Origin of the sequence: Verrucosispora sioxanthis (assembly GCF_010560025.1) — a bacterium.
GTDB lineage: Bacteria > Actinomycetota > Actinomycetes > Mycobacteriales > Micromonosporaceae > Micromonospora > Micromonospora palythoicola.
Genome location: NZ_SAIY01000001.1, coordinates 116009 through 140187 on the forward strand (window position 1 = coordinate 116009; position 24179 = coordinate 140187).

Annotated in this window: 22 protein-coding genes and 1 pseudogene; 9 read left to right on the top strand and 14 right to left on the bottom strand. The window is 71.1% G+C overall.

Translation table 11 applies throughout. From position 1 onward, the window contains the following. Positions 1-113 precede the first annotated feature (113 nt). Together ENC19_RS00555 and ENC19_RS00560 are read left to right on the top strand one after the other, a co-directional pair. Positions 114-1034 carry a peptidylprolyl isomerase gene (locus ENC19_RS00555; protein WP_164445199.1) on the top strand — a complete coding sequence of 307 codons (921 nt, stop codon included), beginning with the start codon at positions 114-116 and terminating at the stop codon, positions 1032-1034. A 65-nt stretch (positions 1035-1099) separates the two neighbouring features. Beyond that, on the top strand, positions 1100-1933 hold the full coding sequence (locus ENC19_RS00560) for a peptidylprolyl isomerase (RefSeq protein ID WP_164445200.1): 834 nt from the start codon (positions 1100-1102) through the stop codon (positions 1931-1933). A 193-nt stretch (positions 1934-2126) separates the two neighbouring features. Here ENC19_RS00560 and ENC19_RS00565 read toward each other — a convergent pair whose 3' ends face one another. From ENC19_RS00565 to ruvC, 8 genes and pseudogenes are all read right to left on the bottom strand, one after another. Further along, entirely contained in the window at positions 2127-4553 is a 2427-nt protein-coding gene (locus ENC19_RS00565; RefSeq protein WP_281604546.1) for a RelA/SpoT family protein, read from the bottom strand. Positions 4554-4749: 196 nt separating this feature from the next. Next, positions 4750-5316 (bottom strand): adenine phosphoribosyltransferase, encoded by a 567-nt coding sequence (locus tag ENC19_RS00570; RefSeq protein WP_164445202.1) that lies wholly within the window; start codon positions 5314-5316, stop codon positions 4750-4752. A gap of 105 nt (positions 5317-5421) precedes the next feature. Next, a pseudogene (gene secF, locus ENC19_RS00575) lies at positions 5422-6617 on the bottom strand (protein translocase subunit SecF). 1 nt (position 6618) lies between these two features. After that, the gene (secD, locus tag ENC19_RS00580) at positions 6619-8520 is read right to left on the bottom strand and encodes a protein translocase subunit SecD (RefSeq protein ID WP_164445203.1); all 1902 of its coding nucleotides are present in this window, start codon (positions 8518-8520) and stop codon (positions 6619-6621) included. A gap of 283 nt (positions 8521-8803) precedes the next feature. Then, complete coding sequence (gene yajC, locus ENC19_RS00585; RefSeq protein ID WP_216592529.1) at positions 8804-9142, bottom strand: preprotein translocase subunit YajC; 339 nt, start codon at positions 9140-9142, stop codon at positions 8804-8806. Positions 9143-9280: 138 nt separating this feature from the next. Further along, positions 9281-10345, bottom strand: coding sequence for a Holliday junction branch migration DNA helicase RuvB (ruvB, locus tag ENC19_RS00590; protein WP_164445205.1), 1065 nt, complete (start codon positions 10343-10345; stop codon positions 9281-9283). Further along, a complete protein-coding gene (gene ruvA / locus ENC19_RS00595; protein ID WP_164445206.1) occupies positions 10342-10944 on the bottom strand; it encodes a Holliday junction branch migration protein RuvA in 603 nt (200 codons plus the stop codon). Before ruvA ends, ruvB begins: the two co-directional genes overlap by 4 nt. Next, the gene (gene ruvC, locus ENC19_RS00600; RefSeq protein ID WP_164445207.1) at positions 10941-11468 is read right to left on the bottom strand and encodes a crossover junction endodeoxyribonuclease RuvC; all 528 of its coding nucleotides are present in this window, start codon (positions 11466-11468) and stop codon (positions 10941-10943) included. Before ruvC ends, ruvA begins: the two co-directional genes overlap by 4 nt. Positions 11469-11717: 249 nt before the next feature. Here ruvC and ENC19_RS00605 point away from each other — a divergent pair, with 249 nt between their 5' ends. From ENC19_RS00605 to ENC19_RS31185, 5 genes are read left to right on the top strand one after another with little or no spacing between them, the layout of a single operon-like run. Next, positions 11718-12500, top strand: coding sequence for a 3-hydroxybutyrate dehydrogenase (locus ENC19_RS00605; protein ID WP_164445208.1), 783 nt, complete (start codon positions 11718-11720; stop codon positions 12498-12500). A gap of 26 nt (positions 12501-12526) precedes the next feature. Continuing rightward, a complete protein-coding gene (locus ENC19_RS31170; RefSeq protein ID WP_328824125.1) occupies positions 12527-13306 on the top strand; it encodes a GAF domain-containing protein in 780 nt (259 codons plus the stop codon). Further along, positions 13303-13620: a hypothetical protein gene (locus ENC19_RS31175; protein WP_328824126.1), complete on the top strand. Its 318-nt coding sequence runs from the start codon at positions 13303-13305 to the stop codon at positions 13618-13620. The genes ENC19_RS31170 and ENC19_RS31175 overlap by 4 nt, the downstream gene beginning before the upstream one ends. Further along, positions 13524-13907 carry a CdaR family protein gene (locus ENC19_RS31180; RefSeq protein ID WP_328824153.1) on the top strand — a complete coding sequence of 128 codons (384 nt, stop codon included), beginning with the start codon at positions 13524-13526 and terminating at the stop codon, positions 13905-13907. Before ENC19_RS31175 ends, ENC19_RS31180 begins: the two co-directional genes overlap by 97 nt. Further along, a complete protein-coding gene (locus tag ENC19_RS31185; RefSeq protein ID WP_328824144.1) occupies positions 13841-14434 on the top strand; it encodes a PucR family transcriptional regulator in 594 nt (197 codons plus the stop codon). Before ENC19_RS31180 ends, ENC19_RS31185 begins: the two co-directional genes overlap by 67 nt. A gap of 46 nt (positions 14435-14480) precedes the next feature. Here the strand turns inward: ENC19_RS31185 and ENC19_RS00615 are convergent, their stop codons facing one another. From ENC19_RS00615 to ENC19_RS00625, 3 genes are all read right to left on the bottom strand, one after another. Then, positions 14481-15080 carry a TetR/AcrR family transcriptional regulator gene (locus tag ENC19_RS00615; RefSeq protein WP_164445209.1) on the bottom strand — a complete coding sequence of 200 codons (600 nt, stop codon included), beginning with the start codon at positions 15078-15080 and terminating at the stop codon, positions 14481-14483. A gap of 4 nt (positions 15081-15084) precedes the next feature. Then, on the bottom strand, positions 15085-16662 hold the full coding sequence (locus tag ENC19_RS00620) for an MFS transporter (protein WP_164445210.1): 1578 nt from the start codon (positions 16660-16662) through the stop codon (positions 15085-15087). A gap of 130 nt (positions 16663-16792) precedes the next feature. Continuing rightward, positions 16793-17404, bottom strand: coding sequence for a transcriptional regulator (locus tag ENC19_RS00625; RefSeq protein WP_328824127.1), 612 nt, complete (start codon positions 17402-17404; stop codon positions 16793-16795). 137 nt (positions 17405-17541) lie between these two features. Between ENC19_RS00625 and ENC19_RS00630 the strand changes: the two genes are divergently transcribed. Beyond that, positions 17542-18399, top strand: a complete 858-nt coding sequence (locus ENC19_RS00630; protein WP_164445211.1) for an SPFH domain-containing protein — start codon at positions 17542-17544, stop codon at positions 18397-18399. A gap of 150 nt (positions 18400-18549) precedes the next feature. Here ENC19_RS00630 and ENC19_RS00635 read toward each other — a convergent pair whose 3' ends face one another. Together ENC19_RS00635 and dnaE are read right to left on the bottom strand one after the other, a co-directional pair. Beyond that, positions 18550-19587, bottom strand: coding sequence for an aminotransferase class V-fold PLP-dependent enzyme (locus tag ENC19_RS00635; protein ID WP_164445212.1), 1038 nt, complete (start codon positions 19585-19587; stop codon positions 18550-18552). A gap of 96 nt (positions 19588-19683) precedes the next feature. Continuing rightward, positions 19684-23217 (bottom strand): DNA polymerase III subunit alpha, encoded by a 3534-nt coding sequence (gene dnaE, locus ENC19_RS00640; RefSeq protein ID WP_164445213.1) that lies wholly within the window; start codon positions 23215-23217, stop codon positions 19684-19686. 228 nt (positions 23218-23445) lie between these two features. On the opposite strand from dnaE, the gene ENC19_RS00645 reads away from it, so the two are divergent. Beyond that, positions 23446-23988: an RNA polymerase sigma factor gene (locus tag ENC19_RS00645; RefSeq protein ID WP_164445214.1), complete on the top strand. Its 543-nt coding sequence runs from the start codon at positions 23446-23448 to the stop codon at positions 23986-23988. Here ENC19_RS00645 and ENC19_RS30835 read toward each other — a convergent pair. Then, positions 23972-24106, bottom strand: a complete 135-nt coding sequence (locus ENC19_RS30835) for a hypothetical protein (protein ID WP_268967957.1) — start codon at positions 24104-24106, stop codon at positions 23972-23974. The genes ENC19_RS00645 and ENC19_RS30835 overlap by 17 nt on opposite strands. Between the last annotated feature and the right edge of the window lie 73 nt (positions 24107-24179).

A 24179-nucleotide genomic window follows, 5' to 3' on the forward strand; every position in this document is an offset into this window, starting at 1 on the left:
ACTTTCCCAGCCGGTACCCGTACACTCTGGCGGGCGTGTGGCGTGGCACACCTGCCGCCCGACAGGTACACGACCACCGGGTGACGACCAGGGTAGAGGAAAGGGGAGCACGGGTGGCTTCCAGCAGGGACCGGCAGCGCAAACTGGCGCGGGCCAAGCTCGACCGGCAACTGGCCCGCCGGGCCGCCGCCGCCAGGCGTCGCCGACGCATCCAGGCCGGTGTCGGCACCGCCCTGATCCTGGTGCTGGTCGTCGCCGGCTCGGCGTGGGCCCTCGGCGCGTTCGACAGTGAGCCGACCGAGGACACCGCGACCGACGAGGTCTGCCTCTGGACCCCGCAGAACACCGACGGCAACGCCAACCTCAAGGACGTCGGCGAGCCCCCGACCACCGGCCTGCCGGTCACCGGCACCCGGCCGATGACGATCGTCACCAACCAGGGCGCGCCGATCTCCGTCGAGTTGGATCTCGCCAGCGCCCCGTGCGCCGCGGCCAGCATCGCCCACCTGGCCAGCCAGTCGTTCTACGACAACACCAAGTGCCACGAGATCACCACCGACGGCGCGGTGCGCTGTGGTGACCCCAGCGGCACCGGTCTGGGTGGCCCGGCCTACTCGTTCTACAGCGAGAACGTGCCGACTGCCCCGGAGGCGTCGCCGGAGCCGAGCCCGTCTCCGGACGAGCCACCGACGTACCCCAAGGGCACGGTCGCGATGATCTCGAACCCGCCCGGGGCCAACGGCAGCCAGTTCCTGATCTTCTTCAAGGACTTCACCCCGACCGAGGAACCGCAGTACCCGATCATCGGCCGGGTCACCGAGGGTCTCGACGTCGTCGAGAAGATCGGTGCCCTGCCGACGGTGGACAATGGGGCCGGGGAGAAGGTCAAGCCGGAGAACGACGACGTGGTCATCCAGAGCCTGACCGTCGGTGAGCCCGTGCTGGACCCGGCGTCGCCCGCCGATCCGGCGCCCTCGGGCACGCCGAGTCCGGAACCCTCCGGCGCGCCCGAGGCCAGCGCCAGCGCCGGCTGACCAGGCTCGACCGGGCACCCACCCCACCACAGCGGCATCCACATACAGTCCAGGAGGATCGAGGCGTGACGTCCACCAGAGAGCGGCAGCGCGCGGCGGCCCGCGCCCGGCTCGAGAAGGAGATGGCCGAGCGGGCCGCTCGGGCCCGTAAGCGCCGCCAGACGCAGGCGGTCGTCGGGGCCGGCGTGGTCCTGCTGCTGGTGGTCGCCGGCACGGCCTGGCTGGCCAGCAACATGCTCGGCGACGACAGCGGCACCGACAACGCGGCCCAGGACGCCAACACGGTGCAGTGCGACTGGGTCGAGCTGCCCGAGGGCGAGCGCACCCCGCAGGTCAAGGACGTCGGGCTGCCGGACACCCAGCAGAGCAAGGCTGGCGTCCAGACCATGACGATCACCACGAACCTCGGCCCGATCACCGCCCGGATCGACAGGTCCGCGGTGCCGTGCACGGCCGGCAGCTTCACCCACCTGGCCGAGCAGAACTTCTTCGACAACACCAAGTGCCACCGGCTGGTGACCGAGGGCATCAAGGTGCTCCAGTGCGGCGACCCGAGCGCCACCGGCGAAGGCTGGCGGGAGACCGACGGCACCGGCGGCCCGAGCTACCGGATGGCGGAGGAGAACCTGCCGGCCGACAAGCGGCCGCCGTACCCGGAGGGCGTCATCGCGATGGCCAACTCGGGCCAACCGTCAAGCAGCGGCAGCCAGTTCTTCATCGTGTACGGCGACTCCCCGCTGGATCCGAACTACACCGTCCTCGGCACCATCACCAGCGGGATGGACATCGTCAAGGACGTCGCGGCGGCCGGTGACGACGGCGCGTTCGCCCAGCAGGCCGGCGGCGGCCACCCGAAGAAGGAGGTCGTCATCACCGACCTCACCATGACCGAGGCCTGACCCCCGCACCAACCCACGAAGCGCCCGCCGGCAGTCCCGGCGGGCGCTTCCCTGTCCCCACTCCGCGTCCGCCTCCGTTAATCATGAGGTTGTTACCCACGACACGCCGTGCGGGTGACAACAACTTCATGATCGACGCGGGCCGACCGGCGGGCGGCGGGTGAGCGGGGTGGGGGTGGGTGTGGGTGTGGGGTTAGGCGCCGGAGGTTACGCGGTAGGCGTCGAAGACGCCGTCTACCTTGCGTACCGCCGCCAGTAGGTGGCCCAGGTGTTTGGGGTCGGCCATCTCGAAGCTGAACCGGCTCACCGCCACCCGGTCGCGGGTGGTGGTGACGGTGGCGGAGAGGATGTTGACCCGCTCCTCGGAGAGCACCCGGGTGACGTCGGCGAGCAGCTTGTGCCGGTCCAGCGCCTCCACCTGGATCGCCACCAGGAACGTCGAGGCAGAGGTGAGCTTCCAGTTGACCTCGACCACCCGCTCGCCCTGGGCACGCAGGTCCTCCGCGTTGGCGCAGTCGTCGCGGTGCACGCTCACCCCGCCGGAACGGGTCACGAAACCGAACACCGAGTCCGGCGGGACCGGGGTGCAGCAGCGGGCCAGCTTGATCCACACGTCGCTGACGCCGCGGACGACCACACCCGGGTCGTGGCTGGAGGCGCGGCTGCGCGGCGGCCGGGTGGCCACGGCGGTCTCGGCGATGTCCTCCGCCGCGCCCTCCTCGCCGCCGTAGGAGGCCATCAGCTTCTGCACCACCGACTGGGCGGAGACCTGACTGTCGCCGACCGCCGCGTACAGCGACGCCACGTCGGCCAGGTGCAGGTCCCGGGCGATGGCCATCAGGTTGTCGGAGGTGAGCATCCGCTGCAAGGGCATGCCCTGCTTGCGCATCGCCTTGACGATCGCGTCCTTGCCCTCCTCGATCGCCTCCTCGCGCCGCTCCTTGTTGAAGTACTGCCGGATCTTCGTCCGCGCCCGCGGGCTCTTGACGAAGCCGAGCCAGTCCTGCGTGGGGCCGGCCGTGTCGGACTTCGAGGTGAAGATCTCGATCACGTCACCGTTGGACAGCGTCGACTCCAACGGCACCAGCTTGCCGTTGACCCGCGCCCCGATGCACTTGTGCCCCACCTCGGTGTGCACCGCGTACGCGAAGTCCACCGGCGTCGACCCCGTCGGCAACGGGATCACGTCGCCCTTCGGGGTGAAGACGTACACCTCCTGGCTGGACAGGTCGAACCGCAACGCGTCCAGGAACTCGCTGGGGTCGGCGGCCTCCCGCTGCCAGTCCAGCAACTGCCGCAGCCAGGTCATCTCGTCGATGTGCGCCGGCGGACCGACGATCTGGGTGCCCTTGTGCTCCTTGTACTTCCAGTGCGCCGCGATGCCGAACTCCGCCGTACGGTGCATCGCGTAGGTGCGGATCTGCATCTCCACCGGCTTACCGGTCGGCCCGATCACCGTGGTGTGCAGCGACTGGTACATGTTGAACTTGGGCATGGCGATGTAGTCCTTGAACCGGCCCGGCACCGGCTGCCAGTTCGCGTGGATCACCCCAAGCGCCGCGTAGCAGTCCCGCACCGTGTCGACCAGGATCCGCACACCCACCAGGTCGTAGATGTCGTTGAAGTCGCGCCCCCGCACGATCATCTTCTGGTAGATCGAGTAGAGGTGCTTCGGCCGACCCGTCGTCTCCGCCTTGATCTTGGCGGCCTTCAGGTCGGTCTGCACCTTCTGGGTCACCTGCCGCAGCAACGCCTCCCGCTGCGGCTGGTGCTCCCCGATCAGCCGGTTGATCTCCTCGAACCGCTTCGGGAACAACGTCCCGAACGCCAGATCCTCCAACTCCCACTTGATCGTGTTCATACCGAGCCGGTGGGCCAGCGGGGCGAGGATCTCCAGCGTCTCCTTCGCCTTCTGTTCCTGCTTCGGGCGCGGCAGGAAGGTGAGCGTCCGCATGTTGTGCAGCCGGTCGGCCAGCTTGATCACCAGAACCCGCGGATCCTTGGCCATGGCGACGACCATCTTGCGGATCGTCTCGGCCTTCGCCGCGTCGCCCAACTTGACCTTGTCGAGCTTGGTGACCCCGTCGACCAGGAGGGCGACCTCACCACCGAAGTCGGACCGCATCTGGTCGAGGGTGTATTCGGTGTCCTCGATGGTGTCGTGCAGCAGCGCCGCCACCAGCGTGGTGGTGTCCATGCCCAGGTTCGCCAGGATGGTCGCCACCGCGAGCGGGTGGGTGATGTAGGGGTCGCCGGACTTGCGGTACTGCCCGGAGTGCCAGCGCGCCGCCGTGTCGAAGGCCCGTTGCAACAGCCGCGCGTCGGCCTTGGGGTGATTCTCCCGGTGGGACGCGATCAGCGGCTCCAGCACCTCGCTGACCTGCGAGGACTGCCACGGCGCGTTGAACCGGGCGAGCCGGGCCCGGACCCGCCGCCCGGTGGGGGCGTGGGACAGGCCGAAGCCACCGGCCGCCGAGGAATCGCCGGCGTCGACGGCCGGACGAGCCGGCTCGTCGGTCTGCCGCGCCGCCCCGGACGCGCCGTCCGACGCCGCCGCGGCGCCGTTGCGGTCGGTCAGCGAGCCCTCCGCCTCACCTGTCGGGTGCACCGTGCCCTCCACCGGAGGAACGACCTCGTGGGACACCGGCCTCCTCACCGCTCGCCGAGACGACACCGACCGTGCGCCGGCCGGTCTGGTCTAGCGCCGCACAGACGGGTAACCGCCCGGTCAGCAATGGGCAATGCTACCCCCACCCGAGGGGCCGTGCCGCTCCACCGGACGGTCGGTGCCGGGCCCGTCCGCGGTCGCCACGGCCTCAAACGGTCAACAGGGCATGCACGGGACGCGGGGCCAGCCGGTCGCGCCCGCCAAGGAACGACAGCTCCAGCAGCACGGTGAAGCCGGACACGGTGCCGCCCGCCCGCTCCACCAGGTCCAGCGTGGCCGCGGCCGTGCCACCGGTGGCGAGCACGTCGTCGACCACCAGCACCCGATGACCGGCCGTGAAGGCGTCCTGGTGCACCTCGAGCGTGGCCTCGCCGTACTCCAGTTCGTAGGAGGCGGCGTACGCCGGCCGGGGCAACTTGCCGGCCTTACGCACCGGCACCACCCCGACCCCGGTCGCGTACGCGATGGCGGCGGCGACCACGAAGCCCCGCGCCTCGATACCGACCACGGCGTCGAAGGACTCCCGCCCGTGGTACGCGACGATCCCGTCGATCACGTCCCGGAAGGCGTCACCGTCGGCGAACAACGGCATCAGGTCCTTGAACATGACGCCGGGCTTGGGAAAGTCGGGCACGTCGAGCACCCGGCTGGCCACCAGCCGGGCCACCTCCGGCCCGCTGTCCCCGCGTACCCCGGTGCTGTGGGTCTCCGTCACGGCAGTTCCGCTTCCCTTCCACACGACGGCGGCGTCCCGCACACTGCTCGCACAGCATGCAGGACGCCGCCGGTACCAGTTCCTACCGGGTCGCCCCGGGCGTCCTCAGCGTCGCTTTCCGCCGCCCGGACGGTTGCCGCCCCGGGACGCCCGCCCCGGGCACCGCCGGAACGCTTGCCCGCCGGCCGGGCGCCCACCTTCGGCGCGGCGGCACCGGCGAGGGCGCCGGCCTCCGCGGTGACCGGTTCCTGCTCCGGCTCCGGCTGGGCCGTGGCAGCCGCGCTGGCCTTGGCCGGGGTCTCGCCCCGGTTGACCGTGCCGCGCCGGGCCAGCACCCGCTTGTTGTGCGCCTGGATCCGCGGGTCGCGGTTCTTCAGCACCACCAGCAGGGGGGTGGCCAGCGTGATCGAGGTGAGGAAGGCCATCGCCATACCGACGAACAGCACCAGGCCGAGGTCCTTCAGGGTGCCCGCACCGAGCAGGCCGGCACCGATGAACAGGATGCCGCCGACCGGGAGCAGGGCGACCACCGAGGTGTTGATCGACCGCATCAGGCTCTGGTTCACGGCCAGGTTGGCCGCCTCGCCGTAGGTCTGGTTGTTGTTCGCGGTGATACCTCTGGTGTTCTCCTGCACCTTGTCGAAGACCACCACCACGTCGTACAGGGCGAAGCCCAGAATGGTGAGGAATCCGATGATCGTCGACGGGGTGACCTCGAACCCGACGATCGAGTAGAGGCCGGCGGTGAGGACCAGGTTCATCACCAGGGCGAAGATCGCCCCGACCGCCATCTGCCACTCGAACCGCAGGACCAGGTAGACCGTCACCAGCGCCAGGAAGATCACCAGACCGAGCAGTGCCCGGTTGGTCACCTGGCTGCCCCATGCCTCGCTGACCCGGTTGCTGGCGATCTCCGCCGGGTCGATGTTGAACACCTGACCCAACTCGGTCCGGACCGCCTCGGCCTGCTCGGCGTCCAGCTCGGTGGTGCGCAGCTCGTAGAACTCGCCGCCGCCACCGCCGACCTGCTGGGTGGTCACGACCCGGCCACCCTCGCCCGCGGTGGCCAGCACCTCGCCCGCCCGGTCCTCCACCTGCTCCAGGGTGCCGACGCTGGTCGGCACCTGGAAGGAGTTGCCGCCGGCGAACTCGATGCCGAGGCTGAAGCCCCGGAAGATGACACTGCCGAGCGCGATCAGCACCAGCACGGCGGCGACGGTGAACCACATCTTGCGTCGGCCGACGATGTTGAGGCCGGCCTCACCTCGGTAGAGGCGGGCTGCCAGACCAGTCTCAGCCATCTCAGGCCTCCTTGACACGCTGGTTGCGGGACGACGGGGCGGCCGGCTCCGACCGGGCCGGCAACGCCCGGCCCAGGCCGCTGACCCGTGGGGACAGGAACGCCTTGGTACGGGCGAACATCGTCATGATCGGGTGCCGGAAGAGGAAGACCACGAGCAGGTCCAGCACCGTGGCCAGGCCGAGGGCGAAGGCGAAGCCCTTCACCGTGCCGACCGAGACGATGTAGAGCACCACCGCCGACATGATCGTGATCGCGTTCGCGGAGATGATCGTCCGGCGGGCCCGGACCCAGGCACGGGGCACCGCGCTACGCGGACTGCGCCCCTCCCGGATCTCGTCCTTGAGGCGTTCGAAATAGATGACGAACGAGTCCGCCGCCACACCGAGCGAGACGATGATGCCGGCGATGCCGGCGAGGGTGAGCGTGAAGCCGATCTGCCGGCCGAGCACCACCAGCGCGCCGAAGAGCAGCAGCGCCGACAGGACCAGGCTCAGGAAGATCACCGAGCCGAGCAGGCGGTAGTAGAAGAACGAGTAGATGATGACCAGCAGCATGCCGATGCCGGCCGCCAGCAGACCGGCCCGCAGGTGGCTGGCGCCCAGGGTCGCGGTGACGTTCTGCTGTTCCTGCGCCTCGAAGGTGACCGGCAGCGCGCCGTAGCTGAGGTAGCCGGCCAGCTCGCTGGCCTCGGCGTTGCTGAAGTTGCCGGTGATCTGGGAGTTGCCGGTGAGCACGCCCTGGATCTGCGGCGACGAGATGATCTTGTTGTCCAGCACCACGGCGACGCGGCACTTGCCCTCGTCGCCGAGCGCGGACGCGTCGCACGCCTGGCCCTCGTTGTTGAACGCCTCGCGGGTCAGCGCGGTCCACTTGTCCTGGCCCGAGCTGGTGAAGTTCAGGCTGACCACCCACTGGCTGGTCTGGTCGCGCACCGCGTTGGCGTCGGAGACGTCGGTGCCGAGCACCTTCGCCACGTCCAGCAGGTTCTTGGCGTACCCACCCTCGCAGGCGACGACCTGCTGCTCCGGGTCGGAGATGGACGCCGGCGGCCGTTCGTCGAGTTGGACGCAGCTGATCGTCGGCACGTTGAACTGCATCTGCGCCGGCAGCACCGCGACCTCGCGGCCACTCAGCTCGGCGAACGGCTTGAGCTTCTCGGCCAGCGACGGGTCGGCGCTCAGGTCGGCCGGCGCCTGCAACCCGCTCGCCGCGGCCCACGCCTCGGCGCCGACCTTCTGCTCGACGGCCCGACGCTGCTCCTCGATGCTCTGCGGCACCTCTTCGCTCGCGGTCGGCGACGGGGTGGGCGACGCGGTCGCCGACGGCGTCGGCGTCGGCGTCGGCGCGCCACCGCCCTGACCACCGGCGTCCGGCGACGAGGTGGCCTCGGCGTCGGGCGTGGGGCTCGCGGAACCCGACGGGGTGGCCTCGGGGCTCGGGGAGCCGGACGGGGTCGCCGAAGGGGTCCCGCTCGGTGCCGGCGACGGGATCGAGCCGCTGCCGTCGGCGATCTTCAGCACCTTCCGGAAGCGCAGCTCGGCGGCGCTGCCGACCTCGTTGAGTTCGCGGTTCTCGCCGGGCAGGGAGACGACGATGTTGCGGTCGCCCTCGGTGACCACCTCGGCCTCGGCCACACCGTACGCGTTGACCCGGCTCTCGATGATCTGGCGGGCCCGCTCCAGGTTCTCCGCCGTCGGGGCCCGGCCGTCGAGGGTGTTGGTGGCCTCCAGCGTGAGCCGCGTGCCGCCGACCAGGTCAAGACCGAGGCGGGGTTCGAGCCGGTCCTTCCAGCCACCGCTGGCGCCGCCCGAGAAGAACACCAAAAGATAGAGGACGACGAAGATGGCCCCGAGCACGGCCAACTGCCGTCCCGGGCGCATCTGTCCCTGAGGTGGTGCCACGGCTGTCCTGTCTCCCTGTGGTCACGCCGCCGCGGGCGCGGCGGCGGGTCTGCCGGAATCCCAGGCCGGCGGTCTGCCTACCGGACGGCGCCCGGGCTGACGCCACCCCGGGTGGTCGACGCGCACGCGTGGACCGGGTACGAGCCGGCGCGCCGACGCCCGACGTCGGCCTGCTATCCAATTGTCTCAATGTGCGGATCGAGGATGGCACCCGCCCGGGGACGCGTGCGGGCACCTCCCGTCCGAGCCGCCGGTGGACCGGCAACCCGGATGGGACTCGATGTCAGTCCTTGACGGAGTCGGACTCCTCGACTGGCGACTCGACAGGGCGCTCCACCGGGGTGACCACCCGGGCGATCGCCGGTCGGGCGTAGCGGGTCTGCACTCCGGGAGCGACCTCCAGCAGGACGCTGTCGTCCTCGACACCGGTGACCGTGCCGTAGAGCCCGCCGATGGTGACCACCTCGTCGCCCACGGAGAGGTTGGCCTGCATCGATTCGGCCTCGCGGCGGCGCTTCTGCTGCGGACGGATCATCATGAAGTACATGACGCCGAAGAGCAGAGCGATCATGAGGATCGGCGTGAAGCCTCCCGCTCCGCCGCCATCTGCTGCGTAGTGCACGGTTGTCGACCTTCCCATTGGCCGCCGCAACGGCGCGTCGGCGCCGCAGCGGAGGCGGATTTTCACGTCCTGTACAGACCGCGGCGAGTCTAGTCGCTCTATCTGGGAACGCCGAATGCGGCACAGATCACGAACAGATCACGGCTCGCCGCCGTCCAGCGAGAACAGATCGGGCACGGTAGGAGCTTCTGCGGCAAATGTACCATTCGGTGGCGTACGGCCCAGATGGTGCCAGGCGGCCTCGGTGGCCACCCGCCCCCGGGGCGTACGCGCCAGCAGCCCCGCCCGCACCAGGAACGGCTCGCAGACCTCCTCGACCGTGTCCGGCTGCTCCCCCACCGCCACGGCCAGTGTCGACAGGCCGACCGGACCACCCCGGAACGAGTCCACCAACGCGGTCAGCACCGCCCGGTCGAGCCGGTCCAGCCCGAGGGCGTCCACGTCGTACACGGTCAGGGCCGCCTGAGCGGTCGCGACGGTGACCACACCGTCGGCGCGCACCTCGGCGAAGTCCCGCACCCGACGCAGCAGCCGGTTGGCGATCCGGGGCGTGCCCCGCGACCGGCCGGCGATCTCCGCCGCCCCGTCCTCGGTGATCGGCACCCCGAGGATGCGGGCCGAGCGGTGCAGCAGCGTCTCCAGGTCGGCCGGCGAGTAGAAGTCCAGGTGTGCCACGAAGCCGAACCGGTCCCGCATCGGACCGGTGAGCAGACCCGACCGGGTGGTCGCGCCGACAAGCGTGAACGGCTCCACGTCGAGCGGGATGGCGGTGGCCCCGGGTCCCTTGCCGACCACCACGTCGACCCGGAAGTCCTCCATCGCGCTGTAGAGCAGTTCCTCCGCCGGCCTGGCGATCCGGTGGATCTCGTCGATGAAGAGCACGTCGCCCTCGGCCAGGCTGGTCAGGATCGCCGCCAGGTCACCGGAGCGTTCGATCGCCGGCCCGCTGGTCACCCGGATACCGGTGCCCAACTCGGCGGCCACGATGTTGGCGAGGCTGGTCTTCCCCAGGCCCGGCGGGCCCGAGAGCAGGATGTGGTCGGGCGGCGAGCCGCGCCGCATCGCGCCCTGGAGCAGCAGGTCGAGCTGGTCGCGAACCCGGTCCTGGGCAATGAACTCGGAAAGGCGCTTCGGCCGGACGCTGACCTCCGCGTCCAGCTCCGCGTCGCTGACGTACGCCGAGACCAGGTTCTCGCTGCTCATCGGGTCCGACCCAGCAGTCGGATCGCCTGCTTCAACAGCACCGGCACCGGCGGGGTGGGACCGTCGACGGTCTCGGCGACGGCGGCGACCGCCTGATCGGCCTGGCCGGCCGTCCAGCCGAGCCCGATCAACGCCTGGCGGACCTGGTCCGGCCAGCTACCGCCGGTCACCCCGGCCGCGCCGTCGGCACCCACCGGCACCGGACCGATCCGGTCGCGCAGCTCCAGCACCAGCCGTTCGGCACCCTTCTTGCCGATGCCCGGGACCCGGGTCAGCGCCGCCGTGTCCGCGTTGGCGATGGCCTTGCGTACCGCGTCGGGGGTGTGCACCGCGAGCACCGCCTGGGCCAGCCGCGGACCGACGCCACTGGCGGTCTGCAACAGCTCGAACAGCGCCTTGGCGTCGTCGTCGGCGAAGCCGTAGAGGGTGAGCGAGTCCTCCCGGACGACGAGGCTGGTGGCCAGCCGGGCCGGCTGACCGACCCGCAGGTCGGCGAGGGTGCCGGGGGCGCACTGCACGGCCAGGCCGACGCCGCCGACCTCGATCACCGCGTGGTCCGGGCCGGTGGCGGTCACCACGCCACGCACACTGGCGATCATCTCGCTCCTCCTCGTCTGACCCGGTCCGCCGCGGCGGCCAGTTTCGACCGGGTGCCGCCGCGCCACACGTGGCAGATGGCCAGCGCGAGGGCGTCCGCGGCGTCCGCCGGCCGGGGCGGCTCGGGCAGCCGCAGCAGTCGGGTGACCATGGCGGTCATCTGGGCCTTGTCCGCCTGCCCGGAACCGGTCACCGCCGCCTTCACCTCGCTCGGGGTGTACGTCTGCACCGGCAGCCCGGCGCGCGCCCCGGCCAGCACCGCTATCCCGCTGGCCTGGGCGGTGCCCATCACCGTACGCACGTTGTGCTGGCTGAACACCCGCTCCACGGCCACGCTGTCCGGCCGGTGCTCGGCGACCAGCTCGGTCAGCGAACGGTCCAGGTGCAGCAGGCGGGTGGGCAGTTCGTCGGCCGGGTCGGTGTAGACCACGTAGTAGGCGATGAGTGTGCAGGGCCGGCCGGGTGTCCCCTCGACCACGCCGACGCCGCACCGGGTCAGTCCCGGATCGACGCCGAGCACCCGCACGCCGCCTCCCTCCAGCCGCCGGACAGTACGTGTGTTCGACACCCTACCGATGCCGCCACCACGGCGCGTCGCGGGACACGCCCGCCCCGGCACGCCGCCGGACACGACCGTGAGGACCGGATGGCCGCGCGGAACCGCGACCGCCGTGGCAACGGCGACGGAGATGTAGCGGACGACCACACAGTACGGCGGGAGTATGTGCCACCATCCCATGTGCGCCCGACCACACAGCTCGTAACTTCATGCGCCATGACGGCAGAACCCGTGGCGGTCCCCCACGTCGTGAACGTCGACCTGACCGGTCGTACCGCCCTCGTGACGGGCGGGGGCGGCGGCATCGGCCGGGCCTGCGCCCTGCGGCTGGCCGCGGCCGGCGCCACGGTCGTGGTGGTCGACCGCAACGTCGAGGCGGCCAAGCTGGTGGCCGCCGAGGCCGGCGGCCGGGCCGAGGGGGTGGACCTCGCCGATCCGGCGGCGGTGGACGCCCTCGACGCCGACGTCGACATCGTGGTCAACAACGCCGGACTGCAACACGTGGCGCCGCTCCAGGACTTTCCGGTCGAGCGTTTCGAGTACATCCAGCGGGTGATGGTGGAGGCGCCGTTCCTGCTGATCCGGCGGGCGTTGCCGCACATGTACGCCCGTGGTTGGGGCCGGATCGTGAACATCTCCTCGGTGCACGGGCTGCGCGCCTCGCCGTACAAGGCGGCGTACGTCTCGGCGAAGCACGCGCTGGAAGGGCTGTCGAAGGTGGTGGCGCTGGAGGGCGCGGCACACGGGGTGACGGCGAACTGCATCAACCCGGCGTACGTGCGTACCGCGCTGGTGGAGAGCCAGATCGCCGACCAGTCGACCGCCCACGGCATCCCCGAGTCCGAGGTGATCGAAAAGATCATGTTGGCCCGCGCGGCGGTCAAGCGGCTGATCGAGCCGGAGGAGGTGGCGGAGCTGATGGCGTACCTCTGCGCGCCGCCGGCGGCGTTCCTCACCGGTGCCTCGATCGCGCTCGACGGGGGTTGGACGGCGAACTGACGCCGGCCACCCGCAGAATGTCGGTCATGTCCTCGCCGGTGGAGTTCCTGGAACTGCTCGCCCGGGAGGCCGCCGCGGTCGAGTTCGAGGGACCGCTGGTCGCCGCCCGCTCGGCCGGGCTGCCCGCCGAGCGTCTCGCCGAGTTGGAACAGGCAAAGACGGTGGCGTTGCGGGTCCGGGCACTGCTGGAACGCCGCCGCCGTCGGGAGAGCGAGCTGTCCGGCCTGTACGACACGGTCAGCGACCTGGCCGGGCTGCGCGACCTGGACGAGGTGCTGCGGGCGATCGTGCACCGGGCCCGGCACCTGCTGGGCGCGGACGTCGCCTACATGACGCTCGACGACGCCGAGCGCGGCGACACCTACATGCGGGTGACCGACGGTTCGGTCTCCGCCCGCTTCCAGCGGCTTCGGCTGCCCATGGGCGCCGGGCTCGGCGGTCTGGTGGCCCAGTCCGGCGCCCCCTACGTGACCGCGAACTATCCGGAGGACGAGCGGTTCCACCACACCCGGGAGATCGACGCCGGGGTGGGTGAGGAAGGGCTGGTCGCCATCCTCGGGGTGCCGCTGCGACTCGGCTCGACGAGCATCGGCGTGCTCTACGCGGCCAACCGCTCGGCCCGGCCGTTCGCCCGGGAGGAGGTGGCGCTGCTGCTCTCGCTGGCGGCCCACGCCGCGGTGGCGATCGACACCGCGCGGCTGCTGGCCGAGACCCGCTCGGCGTTGGCGGAGCTGTCGTCGGCGAACACCACGATCCGGGCGCACAGCAGTTCGGTGGAGCGGCCGCGGCGGCGCACGACCGGATGACCGCGCTGGTGTTGCGCGGCGGCGGGGTGGAGGACCTGGCCGCGGCCGTCACCGACGTGCTCGGTGGCGCGCTGCTGGCGCTGGACGCCGAGGGACGGCGGCTGGCCCAGGTCGGCGAGATCGACGAGCCGGACCGGGCGGAGATCGTGGCGGCGGTCGCGGCGTCGCGGACCGAGGGGCGCAGCGTACGCCGGGGGCGTTGTGGTACGCGGCCGTGGTGGCCGGCGCGGAGAACCTGGGCGTGCTGGTGCTGCGTCCCGACGGCGAGCCGGCCGATGCCGACCAGCGGATCCTGGAGCGGGCGGCGCTGGTGACCGCGCTGCTGCTGCTGTTCCGGCGTACCGTCGCCGAGGCGGAGGGGCGGGTCCGGGGCGAGTTGCTCGACGATCTGGTCGCCCGGCCACTGCGGGACACCGACGCGCTGCGCAGCCGGGCACGTCGGCTTGGCGTGGATCTGGACGCACCGCACGTGCTGGTGGCCGTCGGCGACGACGCCATCGCGGCGACCGGTTCCGCCCGGCAGCGGGTGCTCTCCTGGGCCACCACGTACGCCTCGACCCGGGGCGGTTGGCCGCGGCGCGCGACGGCCGGGTGGCGCTGATGCTGCCCGGTCAGGACGCCGGTGGCAGCGCCCGGGCGGTGGCCCGGGACCTGTCCCGGATCACCGGGCGACCGGTGACCGCCGGAGCCAGCGGCCCGTCGACGGGCCCGGCGTCGCTGGCCGCGGCCTTTCGGGAGGCGGACCGGTGCCTGACCGCGCTCGGGGCGCTGGGCCGGGCCGGGCAGGGGGCGAGCAGCGCCGAGCTGGGTTTCGTCGGGCTGCTGCTGGGCGCCGTCGACGACGACGGCGACGCCGACGTGAGCCGGTTCCTCAGCACGACCATCGGGCCGGTGCTCGAATACGACGCCCGCCGGGGCACCGCGTTGGTGCGGACCCTGGAGGCGTACTTCGGGGTGGGTGGCAGCCTGGCCCGGGCCGCCGAGCAGTTGCACGTGCACGTCAACACGGTGACGCAGCGCCTGGAGCGGGTCGGGCAGCTGCTCGGTGCCGACTGGCAGCGACCGGATCGGGCCCTGGAGGTGCAGTTGGCCCTGCGCCTGCACCGACTGCGTACGCCGGCCGGCTGAGCGACCGTCGGGCACCGTGCGCCCTGCGATGTGTCGGCGGCGCCGGTCAGCGAGCGCGAATACCGGCCAGCACGCCGTCGACCACCTTCTCCGGCAGCGTCGCCTCGTCGAGGTCCGGGTTCCAGTTCAGCACCCGTTGGATGAGCATCGGCCCGGTGAGCATCGCCATCGTCACCTCGATGTCGATGTCGGCGCGCAGTTCGCCCTCGCGGACGCCACGGCGCAGCACCTCCCGCATCGCCGCCCGGCGGGGCTCCACGATGCTCTGGTAGAACGCGTACTGCTCGGGGCTGCGCTTCATCTCCGGCACCAGACAGGGCATGATCTGCGCCGCGCGCGGGTCGACGTTGTGACCGATTGCGCTCACCAGCGTGATCAGGTCCTCGCGGACGGACCCTCCGGACGGCTGCGGCGGATCGCCCTTGAGCCGGCGCAACGCGTCACGCAGCAGTGCGTCCTTGCCCGGCCAGCGGCGGTAGATGGTGGCCTTGCCCACCCCGGCCCGCGCGGCGATCGCCTCGACCGAGATCGTCTCGATGGTGCTGCCCTCCGCGAGCAGATCCAGGGTGGCCTCGACGATCGCCTCGTCCGCGCGGACGCTGCGTGGCCGCCCGGGTGGTCGCGCAGCGTCCGCGGTGCTTGTCATCCCCTCATTGTCCCTGCCCGGACGTGGCAGTGGCCAACCCGGGCTCGCCGATCATCACCGGCCCGCCGGTGGTGGCCCGGCCGGGCATGAAGCGCAGAGCCACCAGGATGCCGGCCGCGGCGACCAGCGCGGCCAGCGCGGCCGAGAGATGCATGGCCGAGACGAAGGAGTCGTTCGCCGCCGCGATCAGTTGCGGGCCCGCCGGGCCGAGCTGGCCGGCTGCCGCGTACGCGCCGGCGATGGACTCACCGGCCGCTTCGCCGGCTGCCGACGGCAGATCCGCCAGGGCCGGTTCGATCCCGTTGCGGTAGCCGGCGGCCAGCACCGAGCCGATCACCGCGACGCCGAGCGCGGCGGCCACCTGCCGGATGGTGTTGCTGATCGCGGAGCCCACGCCGGCCTTCTCCCGGGGCAGCGCCGACATGATCGATTCGGTGGCCGGCGGCATGATGTTGGCCATCCCGACGCCCTGTAGGAAGAAGGCGACAAGCACCAGCCAGATGGGCGTGGCGGCGTCGACGAAGGCGAACGCGCTCAACGCCACCGAGGTCAGCACCAGCCCCACCACCGACACCGCCCGGCTGCCGTACCTGCGGACCATGGTGGCGCTGCGCGGGGCGAAGACGAGTTGGGCGACCGCGAAGGGCAGGAAGAGCAGGCCGGTCTCGAGCGGGCTGTAGCCGCGCACCAGTTGCAGGTAGAACGAGCTGAAGAACATCACGCCCATCGCGGCGAAGAAGACCAGCCCGATCATCGCCACCGGGGCGGCGAACCGGGGCACCCGGAACAGTCGGACGTCAAGCGCCGGGTGGCTGCTGCGGCGCTCGTGCAGGACGAACCAGGCCAGCACCGCGACGCCGCCGAGGATCGAGGCCCAGACCAGGGGTCGACCGAAACCGTGTTCGCCGCCGTCGATGATGCCGTAGGTGAGGGCGACCAGGCCGACCACCGAGAGCAGCACACCGAACGCGTCGATGCGGCCCGGTCGCGGGTCGCGCGACTCGGGCACCAGCAACGCGACCAGGGCCACGCCGAGCGCCACCACCGGCACGTTGATCAGGAAGACCGAGCCCCACCAGTAGTGCTCCAGCAGCAGCCCGCCGAGGACCGGCCCGATGGCCACCGCCAGACCGACCGAGCCGGCCCAGACGCCGATGGCGCGTCCGCGCTCCCGGGGGTCGAAGACGTTGGAGATGATCGACAACGTCGCCGGCATGATGGCCGCGCCGCCGACCCCCATCAGGGCCCGGGCCACGATCAACTGGCCGGGCGTCTGCGCGTACGCCGACAGCAGGGACGCCAGGCCGAAGAGCGCCAGCCCGATCAGCAGCATCCGGCGCCGGCCGGCCCGATCCCCCAACACTCCGAAGGTGAACAGCAGCCCGGCGAAGACCAGAGTGTAGGAGTTGATCGACCATTCCAGCTCGCCCTGGCTCGCCCCGAGCCCGTGTACCGGATCGGCGAGGGTGCGTAGCGCGACGTTGAGGATGGTGTTGTCGAGGACGACCACGAGCAGGCTGATCACCAGCACCCCGAGGATCGCCCACCTCCTCGGATGTCCGGTGTTCTCGCTCGGCTGCATCTCCGCCCCCGGTCTTCGATTCGGATCCCGTCGGCTCTGAGCATAGAGCATTTACGATACGGAACGTATCCGTATCGATATGACGCGCGTCACCGTGCCGGTGGCGAGGACCGAGCGCGTCCCGGCCCGCCTACAGCATCCGGAGGGCGGCGGACAGCGAGCCGAGACGCGTTGCGGGTGGGGTGAGCGGCTCGACCCAGCCGGGCCCGGCGGCGTACACCCGGACCGCCGGGAACTCCCGGGCGAACCGGCCGATGCGGTACGACCGGCCGGTCACCGGCGACTGGGACCAGACCGCGACGGTGTGTGGCCGGGCCCGGTCGACGGCGCTGGCCAACGCCGTCCAGGGCAACGCCGGCCCGACCAGCAGGCAGCCCTGGCCGCGCTCACGCAACGCGGCGGCGAGCGCGTGCAGTCCGAGGCAGTGTTCTTCCTGCTCAGCCCCGGCCAGCAGGACGCCGTCGGTGGGCAGCCCGACTCCCGGATCGCGGCGGAACACGTCCAGCCCCGCTCGGACGCCTTCGGACAGGGCGTGCTCGATGGCGATTCCGACGGCGGCCCGCCCGCTGAACGCGGTGAGCACCGGCACGCAGACGTCGTCCCACAGCCGCACCACGCCCCACTCCTCGGCCAGTTCGACGACCAGCGCGCTGATCCGGCTGCGGTCGAACTCCTCGGCGGCGGCCGTCAGGCGCTTGCGCGCGACCTGCACGACCTCGGCCGGCACCGGTACCCCAGACACCAGACTCCCTCCCAGTGGACAGGTCTCCACGGGGATTCGTTCGGTGGCCCCGTCACGGATGCGCCCGCGACGACCTTGACCCGGACGGCTACGTTGATGATCAACTCAGCAAGAGCCGTCACCGGAAAGGTCCCGACATGCCCTTCGGCTTCATCCTGGCCATCGTCGCCGCCGTCGTCGCAATCGTCGCCGTCGCCGTCGCCCTGTTCAGCTCGCAACCCCAGGTGCGGCAGATCGGCGTCCTGACCGCGGTCGGCGCTTTGGCCGGCACGGCGATCCTCACCGTCGCGTCGAGCGCCCACTCGGTGCCGATCCGCTCGGTCGGCATCGTCACCAGCTTCGGCAAGCCGACCGGTGAGGTCACCGGTTCCGGCCTGAAATGGGTCACCCCGTGGCAGCGGGTCGGCGAGTGGGACGCCGGGCGGCAGAAGTACGACCACATCGGCAACGACCAGTGCGTGCGGGTACGTACCGGCACCCTCGCGGACGCGTGCGTGGAGGTGCTGATCGAGTGGCAGGTCCAGCCCGAGAACGCCCCGCAGCAGTTCATGGACTACAAGGGTGACTTCGAGAGTTTCCGGGGGCAGCGCGTCGGCGTCCAACTCGACAGCGCGGTCAACGACGCCTTCGCCACCTACAACCCGCTGGAGCGCATCGACTCGAAGACCGGCAACCTGAACGTCGACCTCAAGCCCTTTTCGGCGAGCATCAAGTCCAACGCCGAGGGGCGGTTGGCCGAGGACGTCGAGATCCTGTCGGTCACCATCACCCGGGTCAACCACGACGACAAGACCGAGGGCAACATCAAGGCGTTCCAGGACAAGCTCGCGCAGACGCGCAACCTCGAACAGGACCGCCTCAACGCCGAGATCCAGAAGCAGGTCACCGAGACCAACGCGACGGTGGACAAGGTGACCCGCTGCCTGGAGATCGCGGACAAGCACGGCAGCTCGCCGGGGCTGTGCATCAACCCGGGCATCATCACCGGCAAGTGAGGCGGCGGCCGGGGGACGTCGCGGACACCGTCGGGATGGCGGGAGACCGCTCCGCGGACAGTGCCGCCCGCCCTCACCGGTCGGGTGAGGGCGGGCGGCGGGCGCCGGCCGCACACCGGCGAGCCGTCCGGTGCGACGTGGCCGGCGCGGTCAGGAGGTGAGCGCGTCGAGGGCCAGGTCGACGTCCTCGGTGGTGGAGTAGAGATGGAACGAGGCCCGGACGCGACCGGCCCGCACCGCCGCGCGTACCCCGGCGCGTTCCAGCTTCTCCTGCGCGCCGGGCACCTCGACGGTGACGATCGCGCTGTGCCCGGGTGGCTGCCCCAGACCGGCGAGGAAGCGGTTGGCCAACGCCACGTCGTACGCCCGCACCTGCTCGACACCGATCTCCAGCAGCAGCTCCAGAGCGGGTACGGCACCCACCCAGCTGAACCAGGCCGGTGACAGGTCGAACCGGCGGGCGTCGTCGGCCAGCCGCAGCGGCGGCCCGTAGTAGGAGGCATGCGGATCGCGGCCCGCGTACCAGCCGGCGGCGTCGGGTCGCAGCCGGTCCCGCAGCCCGGGAGCCAGGTAGGCGAAGGCGGTGCCCCGGGGAGCCATCAGCCACTTGTACCCGCCGGCCACCACGACGTCGGCACGGGCCGCGTCGAACGGCAGCCAGCCGCAGGCCTGGGTGGCGTCCACCGCGACGAGCGCGCCGTGCGCCCGGGCCGCCGCGACGATCTCGTCGTACGCGGCGACAGTGCCGTCGGCGGACTGCACCAGGCTGAACGCCACCAGGTCGGTGTCCGCGTCGATCGAGGCGGCCAGCTCGGCCAGCGCGACGGTGCGTACCTCGACGCCCCGCTCGGCCTGGACCAGCCAGGGGAACAGGTTGGAGGTGAACTCGACCTCGGGCACCAGCACCCGGGCACCGGTGGGCAGCGCGGCGGCGACCGGCGCCAGCAACTGGGAGACGGTGGCACCGACGGCGACGTCGGCCACCGGCACCGCGACCAGGTCGGCGAACGCCGTTCGACACCGGTCGGTGGCGGTGCCCCAGTCCTCCCACGCTCCCCGCCCCACCCGCCAGGCGGCCAGCGCGTCCTGCAACGCGTCCCAGGCCGGGTCGGGCGGCAACCCGTAGCTGGCGGTGTTCAGCCAGCCCGGCTGCGGTTGCCACAACTTCTGTGCCTGCTCCAGATCCACACCCCGACGCTAGTGGCCCCGCCTCCCACCCCTAAGCGCCAATCCCCCCCTCGTGGCCCCCACCCCTTATCCCCCACCCGGAGGGGTACGGGGACGTCAGGTGACGTTGGCGGGGCCCAGGACGCTTTTCAGGTCGGCCATGAGGGCGGTGGTGGCGGCCACGCGGACCGGGCTCAGGCGCAGGGTGGTGGAGCGGGTGCCGTTGAGAAGTTTGACGTGCACCTCGGCGTCGCCGGGGTGCAGCACCAGGGTCTCCCTGAGGCGTTCCACGAGCGGTGGGGTGCAGCGGGTCACCGGGATGGTGAGGGTGACCGGCTTGTTCGTCGTGCTGGTGCTGACGTCCGGCAGGGACATGTCCATCGCCATGATGCGCGGGGTGTCGTCGCGCCGGTCGACCCGGCCCTTGACCACCACGATCGCGTCCTCGGCGATGTACTGCCCGATCACCTCGTAGGTGTTCGGGAAGAACAACGTCTCCACGCCGCCGGCCAGGTCCTCCAGGGTGGCCGAGGCCCACGCCCGCCCCTGCTTGGTGACCCGTCGCTGCACGCCGGAGAGGATGCCGGCGAGGGTGACCACCGCGCCGTCGGGCACGGTGCCCTCCTCCGACAGCGCAGCGATGGTGGTGTCGGCCGCCGCACCGAGGATGTGTTCCAACCCGAACAGGGGGTGGTCGGAGACGTACAGGCCGAGCATCTCGCGCTCGAAGGCGAGCTTGTCCCGCTTGTCCCACTCCCCCTCGGCGATGACCGGCATGACCGTGGTGTTCGTCGCCACCTCGGCGTCACCGAAGCCCGCGCCGAACAGGTCGTACTGCCCGACGGCCTCCTTGCGCTTGACGTCGGCGTACGCGTCGATGGCGTCGGCGTGCACGGCGAGCAGGCCCTTGCGGGGGTGCTTCAGCGAGTCGAACGCCCCCGCCTTGATCAAGGATTCGATGGTCTTCTTGTTGCAGACCACCGCGTCCACCTTGGACAGGAAGTCGTAGAAGTCGGCGTACTCGCCCTTCTCCTCGCGGCAGCGCATGATCGCGGCGACCACGTTCGCGCCGACGTTGCGGATCGCGCCGAGGCCGAAGCGGATCTCCCGGCCGACCGGGGTGAACGGGCCGGCCGAGGTGTTCACGTCCGGCGGCAGCACCTGGATGCCCATCCGCCGGCACTCCGACAGGTACATGGCCATCTTGTCCTTGTCGTCACCGACGGAGGTCAGCAGCGCCGCCATGTACTCGGCCGGGTAGTTGGCCTTCAGGTAGCCGGTCCAGTACGACACCAGCCCGTAGCCGGCGGTGTGCGCCTTGTTGAAGGCGTAGTCGGCGAACGGGACGAGGATGTCCCACAGGGTCTTGATGGCCTCGTCGGAGTAGCCGTTGCTCCGCATCCCGTCGCGGAACGGAATGAACTCCTTGTCGAGGACCTCCTTCTTCTTCTTGCCCATCGCCCGGCGCAGCAGGTCGGCCTTGCCGAGGCTGTACCCGGCGAGCACCTGGGCGGCGCGCTGCACCTGCTCCTGGTAGACGATCAGACCGTAGGTCGGGCCGAGGATCTCCTCCAGCGGCTCGGCCAGCTCCGGGTGGATCGGGGTGATCTCCTGGAGCCCGTTCTTGCGCAGCGCGTAGTTGGTGTGCGAGTTGGCACCCATCGGGCCGGGTCGGTAGAGCGCCAGGACGGCGGAGATGTCCTCGAAGTTGTCCGGCTTCATCAGCCGCAGCAGCGACCGCATCGGCCCGCCGTCGAGCTGGAACACGCCGAGGGTGTCGCCCCGGGCCAGCAACTCGTACGTCGGTTTGTCGTCCAACGGCAGTTTGAGCAGGTCGACCTTGAGTCCGTGGTTGAGCTCGATGTTCTTCAGCGCGTCGTCGATGATGGTCAGGTTGCGCAGGCCGAGGAAGTCCATCTTCAACAACCCGAGCGACTCACACGTCGGGTAGTCGAACTGGGTGATGATCGCCCCGTCGGCGTCCCGGCGCATCAGCGGGATGTGCTCGATGATCGGCTCGGCGGACATGATGACGCCGGCGGCGTGCACCCCGGTCTGCCGGATCAGCCCCTCGATGCCCTTGGCGGTGTCGATCACCTTGCGGACGTCGGGGTCGGACTCGTACAGCCCGCGGATCTCGCCGGCCTCGGCGTAGCGCGGGTGCTTCGGGTCGAAGATGCCGGTGAGCGGGATGTCCTTGCCCATCACCGCCGGTGGCATCGCCTTGGTGATCCGGTCGCCGACCGCGTACGGGTAGCCGAGCACCCGGGCCGAGTCCTTGATCGCGGCCTTCGCCTTGATCGTGCCGAAGGTGGCGATCTGGGCGACCTTGTCCTCGCCCCACTTGTCGGTGACGTACTTGATGACCTCACCGCGCCGACGCTCGTCGAAGTCGATGTCGACATCCGGCATGGAGACCCGCTCGGGGTTGAGGAAACGCTCGAAGATCAGCCCGTGCGGGATCGGGTCCAGGTCGGTGATGCCCAGGGCGTACGCGACCAGGGATCCGGCTGCGGAACCACGGCCCGGACCGACGGCGATGCCCTGCGCCTTGGCCCACTGGATGAAGTCGGCCACCACGAGGAAGTACGACGGGAAGCCCATCTGGATGATGACACCCAGCTCGTACTCGGCCTGCACGACGTGCCCCTCGGGGATGCCCTCCGGGTACCGGCGGGCCAGGCCGGCGAAGGTCTCCTTGCGGAACCAGGACTCCTCGGTCTCGCCCTCGGGGACCGGGAAGCGCGGCATCAGGTTGTGGAACTCGAACATCCCGGCCGGGTCGACCCGTTCCGCCACCAGCAGCGTGTTGCGGCAGCCCTCCAGCCAGGCGTCGGAGTGGTCCACGCCGCGCATCTCGTCGGCGGACTTGATGTAGTAGCCGCTGCCGCCGAACTTGAACCGGTTCGGGTCGGCGACGTTGCTGCCGGTCTGTACGCACAGCAGCACGTCGTGCGCCTCGGACTGCGCCTCGTGGGTGTAGTGCGAGTCGTTGGTGACCACCGGCGGGATGTTCAGCTTGCGGCCGATCTCCAGCAGCCCGTCGCGGACCCGCTTCTCGATGTCCAGGCCGTGGTCCATCAGCTCCAGGAAGTAGTTCTCCCTGCCGAAGATCTCCTGGTACTTCGCGGCGGCTTCGAGGGCCTGCGCGTCGTGGCCGAGCCGCAGCCGGGTCTGCACCTCACCGGAGGGGCAGCCGGTGGTGGCCATCAGTCCGTCGGCGTACTCGGCGAGCAGCTCGGCGTCCATCCGGGGCCACTTGACGAAGTAGCCCTCGGTGTAGGAGCGCGAGGTCAGCGCGAACAGGTTGTGCAGGCCGGTCTTGTTGCGCGCCCAGATGGTCTTGTGGGTGTAGCCACCGCTGCCGGAGACGTCGTCGCTCTTCTGCTCCGGCCGGCCCCACCGCACCCGCGACTTGTGGAACCGTGACTCCGGCGCCACGTACGCCTCGATGCCCAGGATCGGGGTCACCCCGGCGGCCATCGCCTGCTTGTAGAAGTCGTTCGCGCCGTGCATGTTGCCGTGGTCGGTCATCGCCACCGCCGGCATCCCCTGCCGCTTGACCTCGGCGAACAGGTCCTTGAGCCGGGCCGCCCCGTCGAGCATCGAGTACTCCGTGTGCACGTGCAGATGCGCGAACGAATCGCCCATGCGGAGGCCCCCCGGTTCGGATGATCGAGTCGGTCGGCGCTAACCCTAACCCCGCCGTCGCCGGTCGCTCCAGCGCGCCGCGCGCGGCGCTCGCCGGTCCGCTCGACCCGCCTCGGCGACGGCACCGACGCCCGTGCCGTGTCGGCTGGTGGACTCGGGGCCGGACACGGCGGTCGCGGCGGCGTAGCCTGAACGCCACCGCAACACCGGCGAGCACGGGACGGCGCGATGACCCTCGCGGACGGGATCGACGACCTGGCCGCAGCCGCGGCGCGCGGCGACCCGGCGGCCCTGGACACGCTGCTCGCGGCGGTGCGTCCGGAGGTGCTGCGGCTGTGTGGTCGGCTGCTGCCCAACCGGGAGGACGCGGAGGAGGCCTGCCAGGACGCGCTGCTCGCGGTGGCGCACGGCATCCACCGGTTCGAGGGCCGCTCGTCATTTCACACCTGGCTGTACCGGCTGACCGCCAACCGGGCCCGCTCGACCTACCGGGCGCTGCGCCGACGGTGGCTGATGGAGACCGCCGGGGCCCCGCTGCCGGACCGGCCCGACCCGCGCCGCACCAGCGTGGTCGCCGGTACCCGACTCGATCTGCTGGAGGCCCTCGACGCGGTCCGACCGGACCTGGCCGAGGCGCTGACCCTGCGGGACGTGCTCGACCTCGACTATCGCGAGATCGCCGAGTTGCTCGACATCCCCGTGGGCACGGTCAAGTCCCGCATCCACGAGGCCCGCCGGCAGGTCCGGCAGCGGCTCACCGGTGCCGGCTGACCAGGCCGGCCCGCGCCGCCTGGCGGTGCTGGCCCTGGCCGTCGGGATCGTCGCGGGTGCCGCCGGTTGCCGCCGAGCCGGTCGCGCCGCTGCCGGTACGCCCACCCGCGTCCACCACCGCAGCACCGCAGTCTGCCCCGTCGCCGGTGCCGCCTTTCCGTCGACGGCCCGGCCGAGCGGAACACCTGTCG

Coding starts and splice junctions, on each gene's coding strand:
- ENC19_RS00620 (WP_164445210.1), bottom strand. CDS start 16,662: ATGCAGCCGAGCGAGAACACCGGACATCCGAGGAGGTGGGCGATCCTC.
- ENC19_RS31175 (WP_328824126.1), top strand. CDS start 13,303: ATGACCGCGCTGGTGTTGCGCGGCGGCGGGGTGGAGGACCTGGCCGCG.
- ENC19_RS00630 (WP_164445211.1), top strand. CDS start 17,542: ATGCCCTTCGGCTTCATCCTGGCCATCGTCGCCGCCGTCGTCGCAATC.
- ruvB (WP_164445205.1), bottom strand. CDS start 10,345: ATGAGCAGCGAGAACCTGGTCTCGGCGTACGTCAGCGACGCGGAGCTG.
- ENC19_RS00605 (WP_164445208.1), top strand. CDS start 11,718: ATGACGGCAGAACCCGTGGCGGTCCCCCACGTCGTGAACGTCGACCTG.
- ENC19_RS00615 (WP_164445209.1), bottom strand. CDS start 15,080: ATGACAAGCACCGCGGACGCTGCGCGACCACCCGGGCGGCCACGCAGC.
- ruvA (WP_164445206.1), bottom strand. CDS start 10,944: ATGATCGCCAGTGTGCGTGGCGTGGTGACCGCCACCGGCCCGGACCAC.
- ENC19_RS31170 (WP_328824125.1), top strand. CDS start 12,527: ATGTCCTCGCCGGTGGAGTTCCTGGAACTGCTCGCCCGGGAGGCCGCC.
- ENC19_RS00645 (WP_164445214.1), top strand. CDS start 23,446: ATGACCCTCGCGGACGGGATCGACGACCTGGCCGCAGCCGCGGCGCGC.
- dnaE (WP_164445213.1), bottom strand. CDS start 23,217: ATGGGCGATTCGTTCGCGCATCTGCACGTGCACACGGAGTACTCGATG.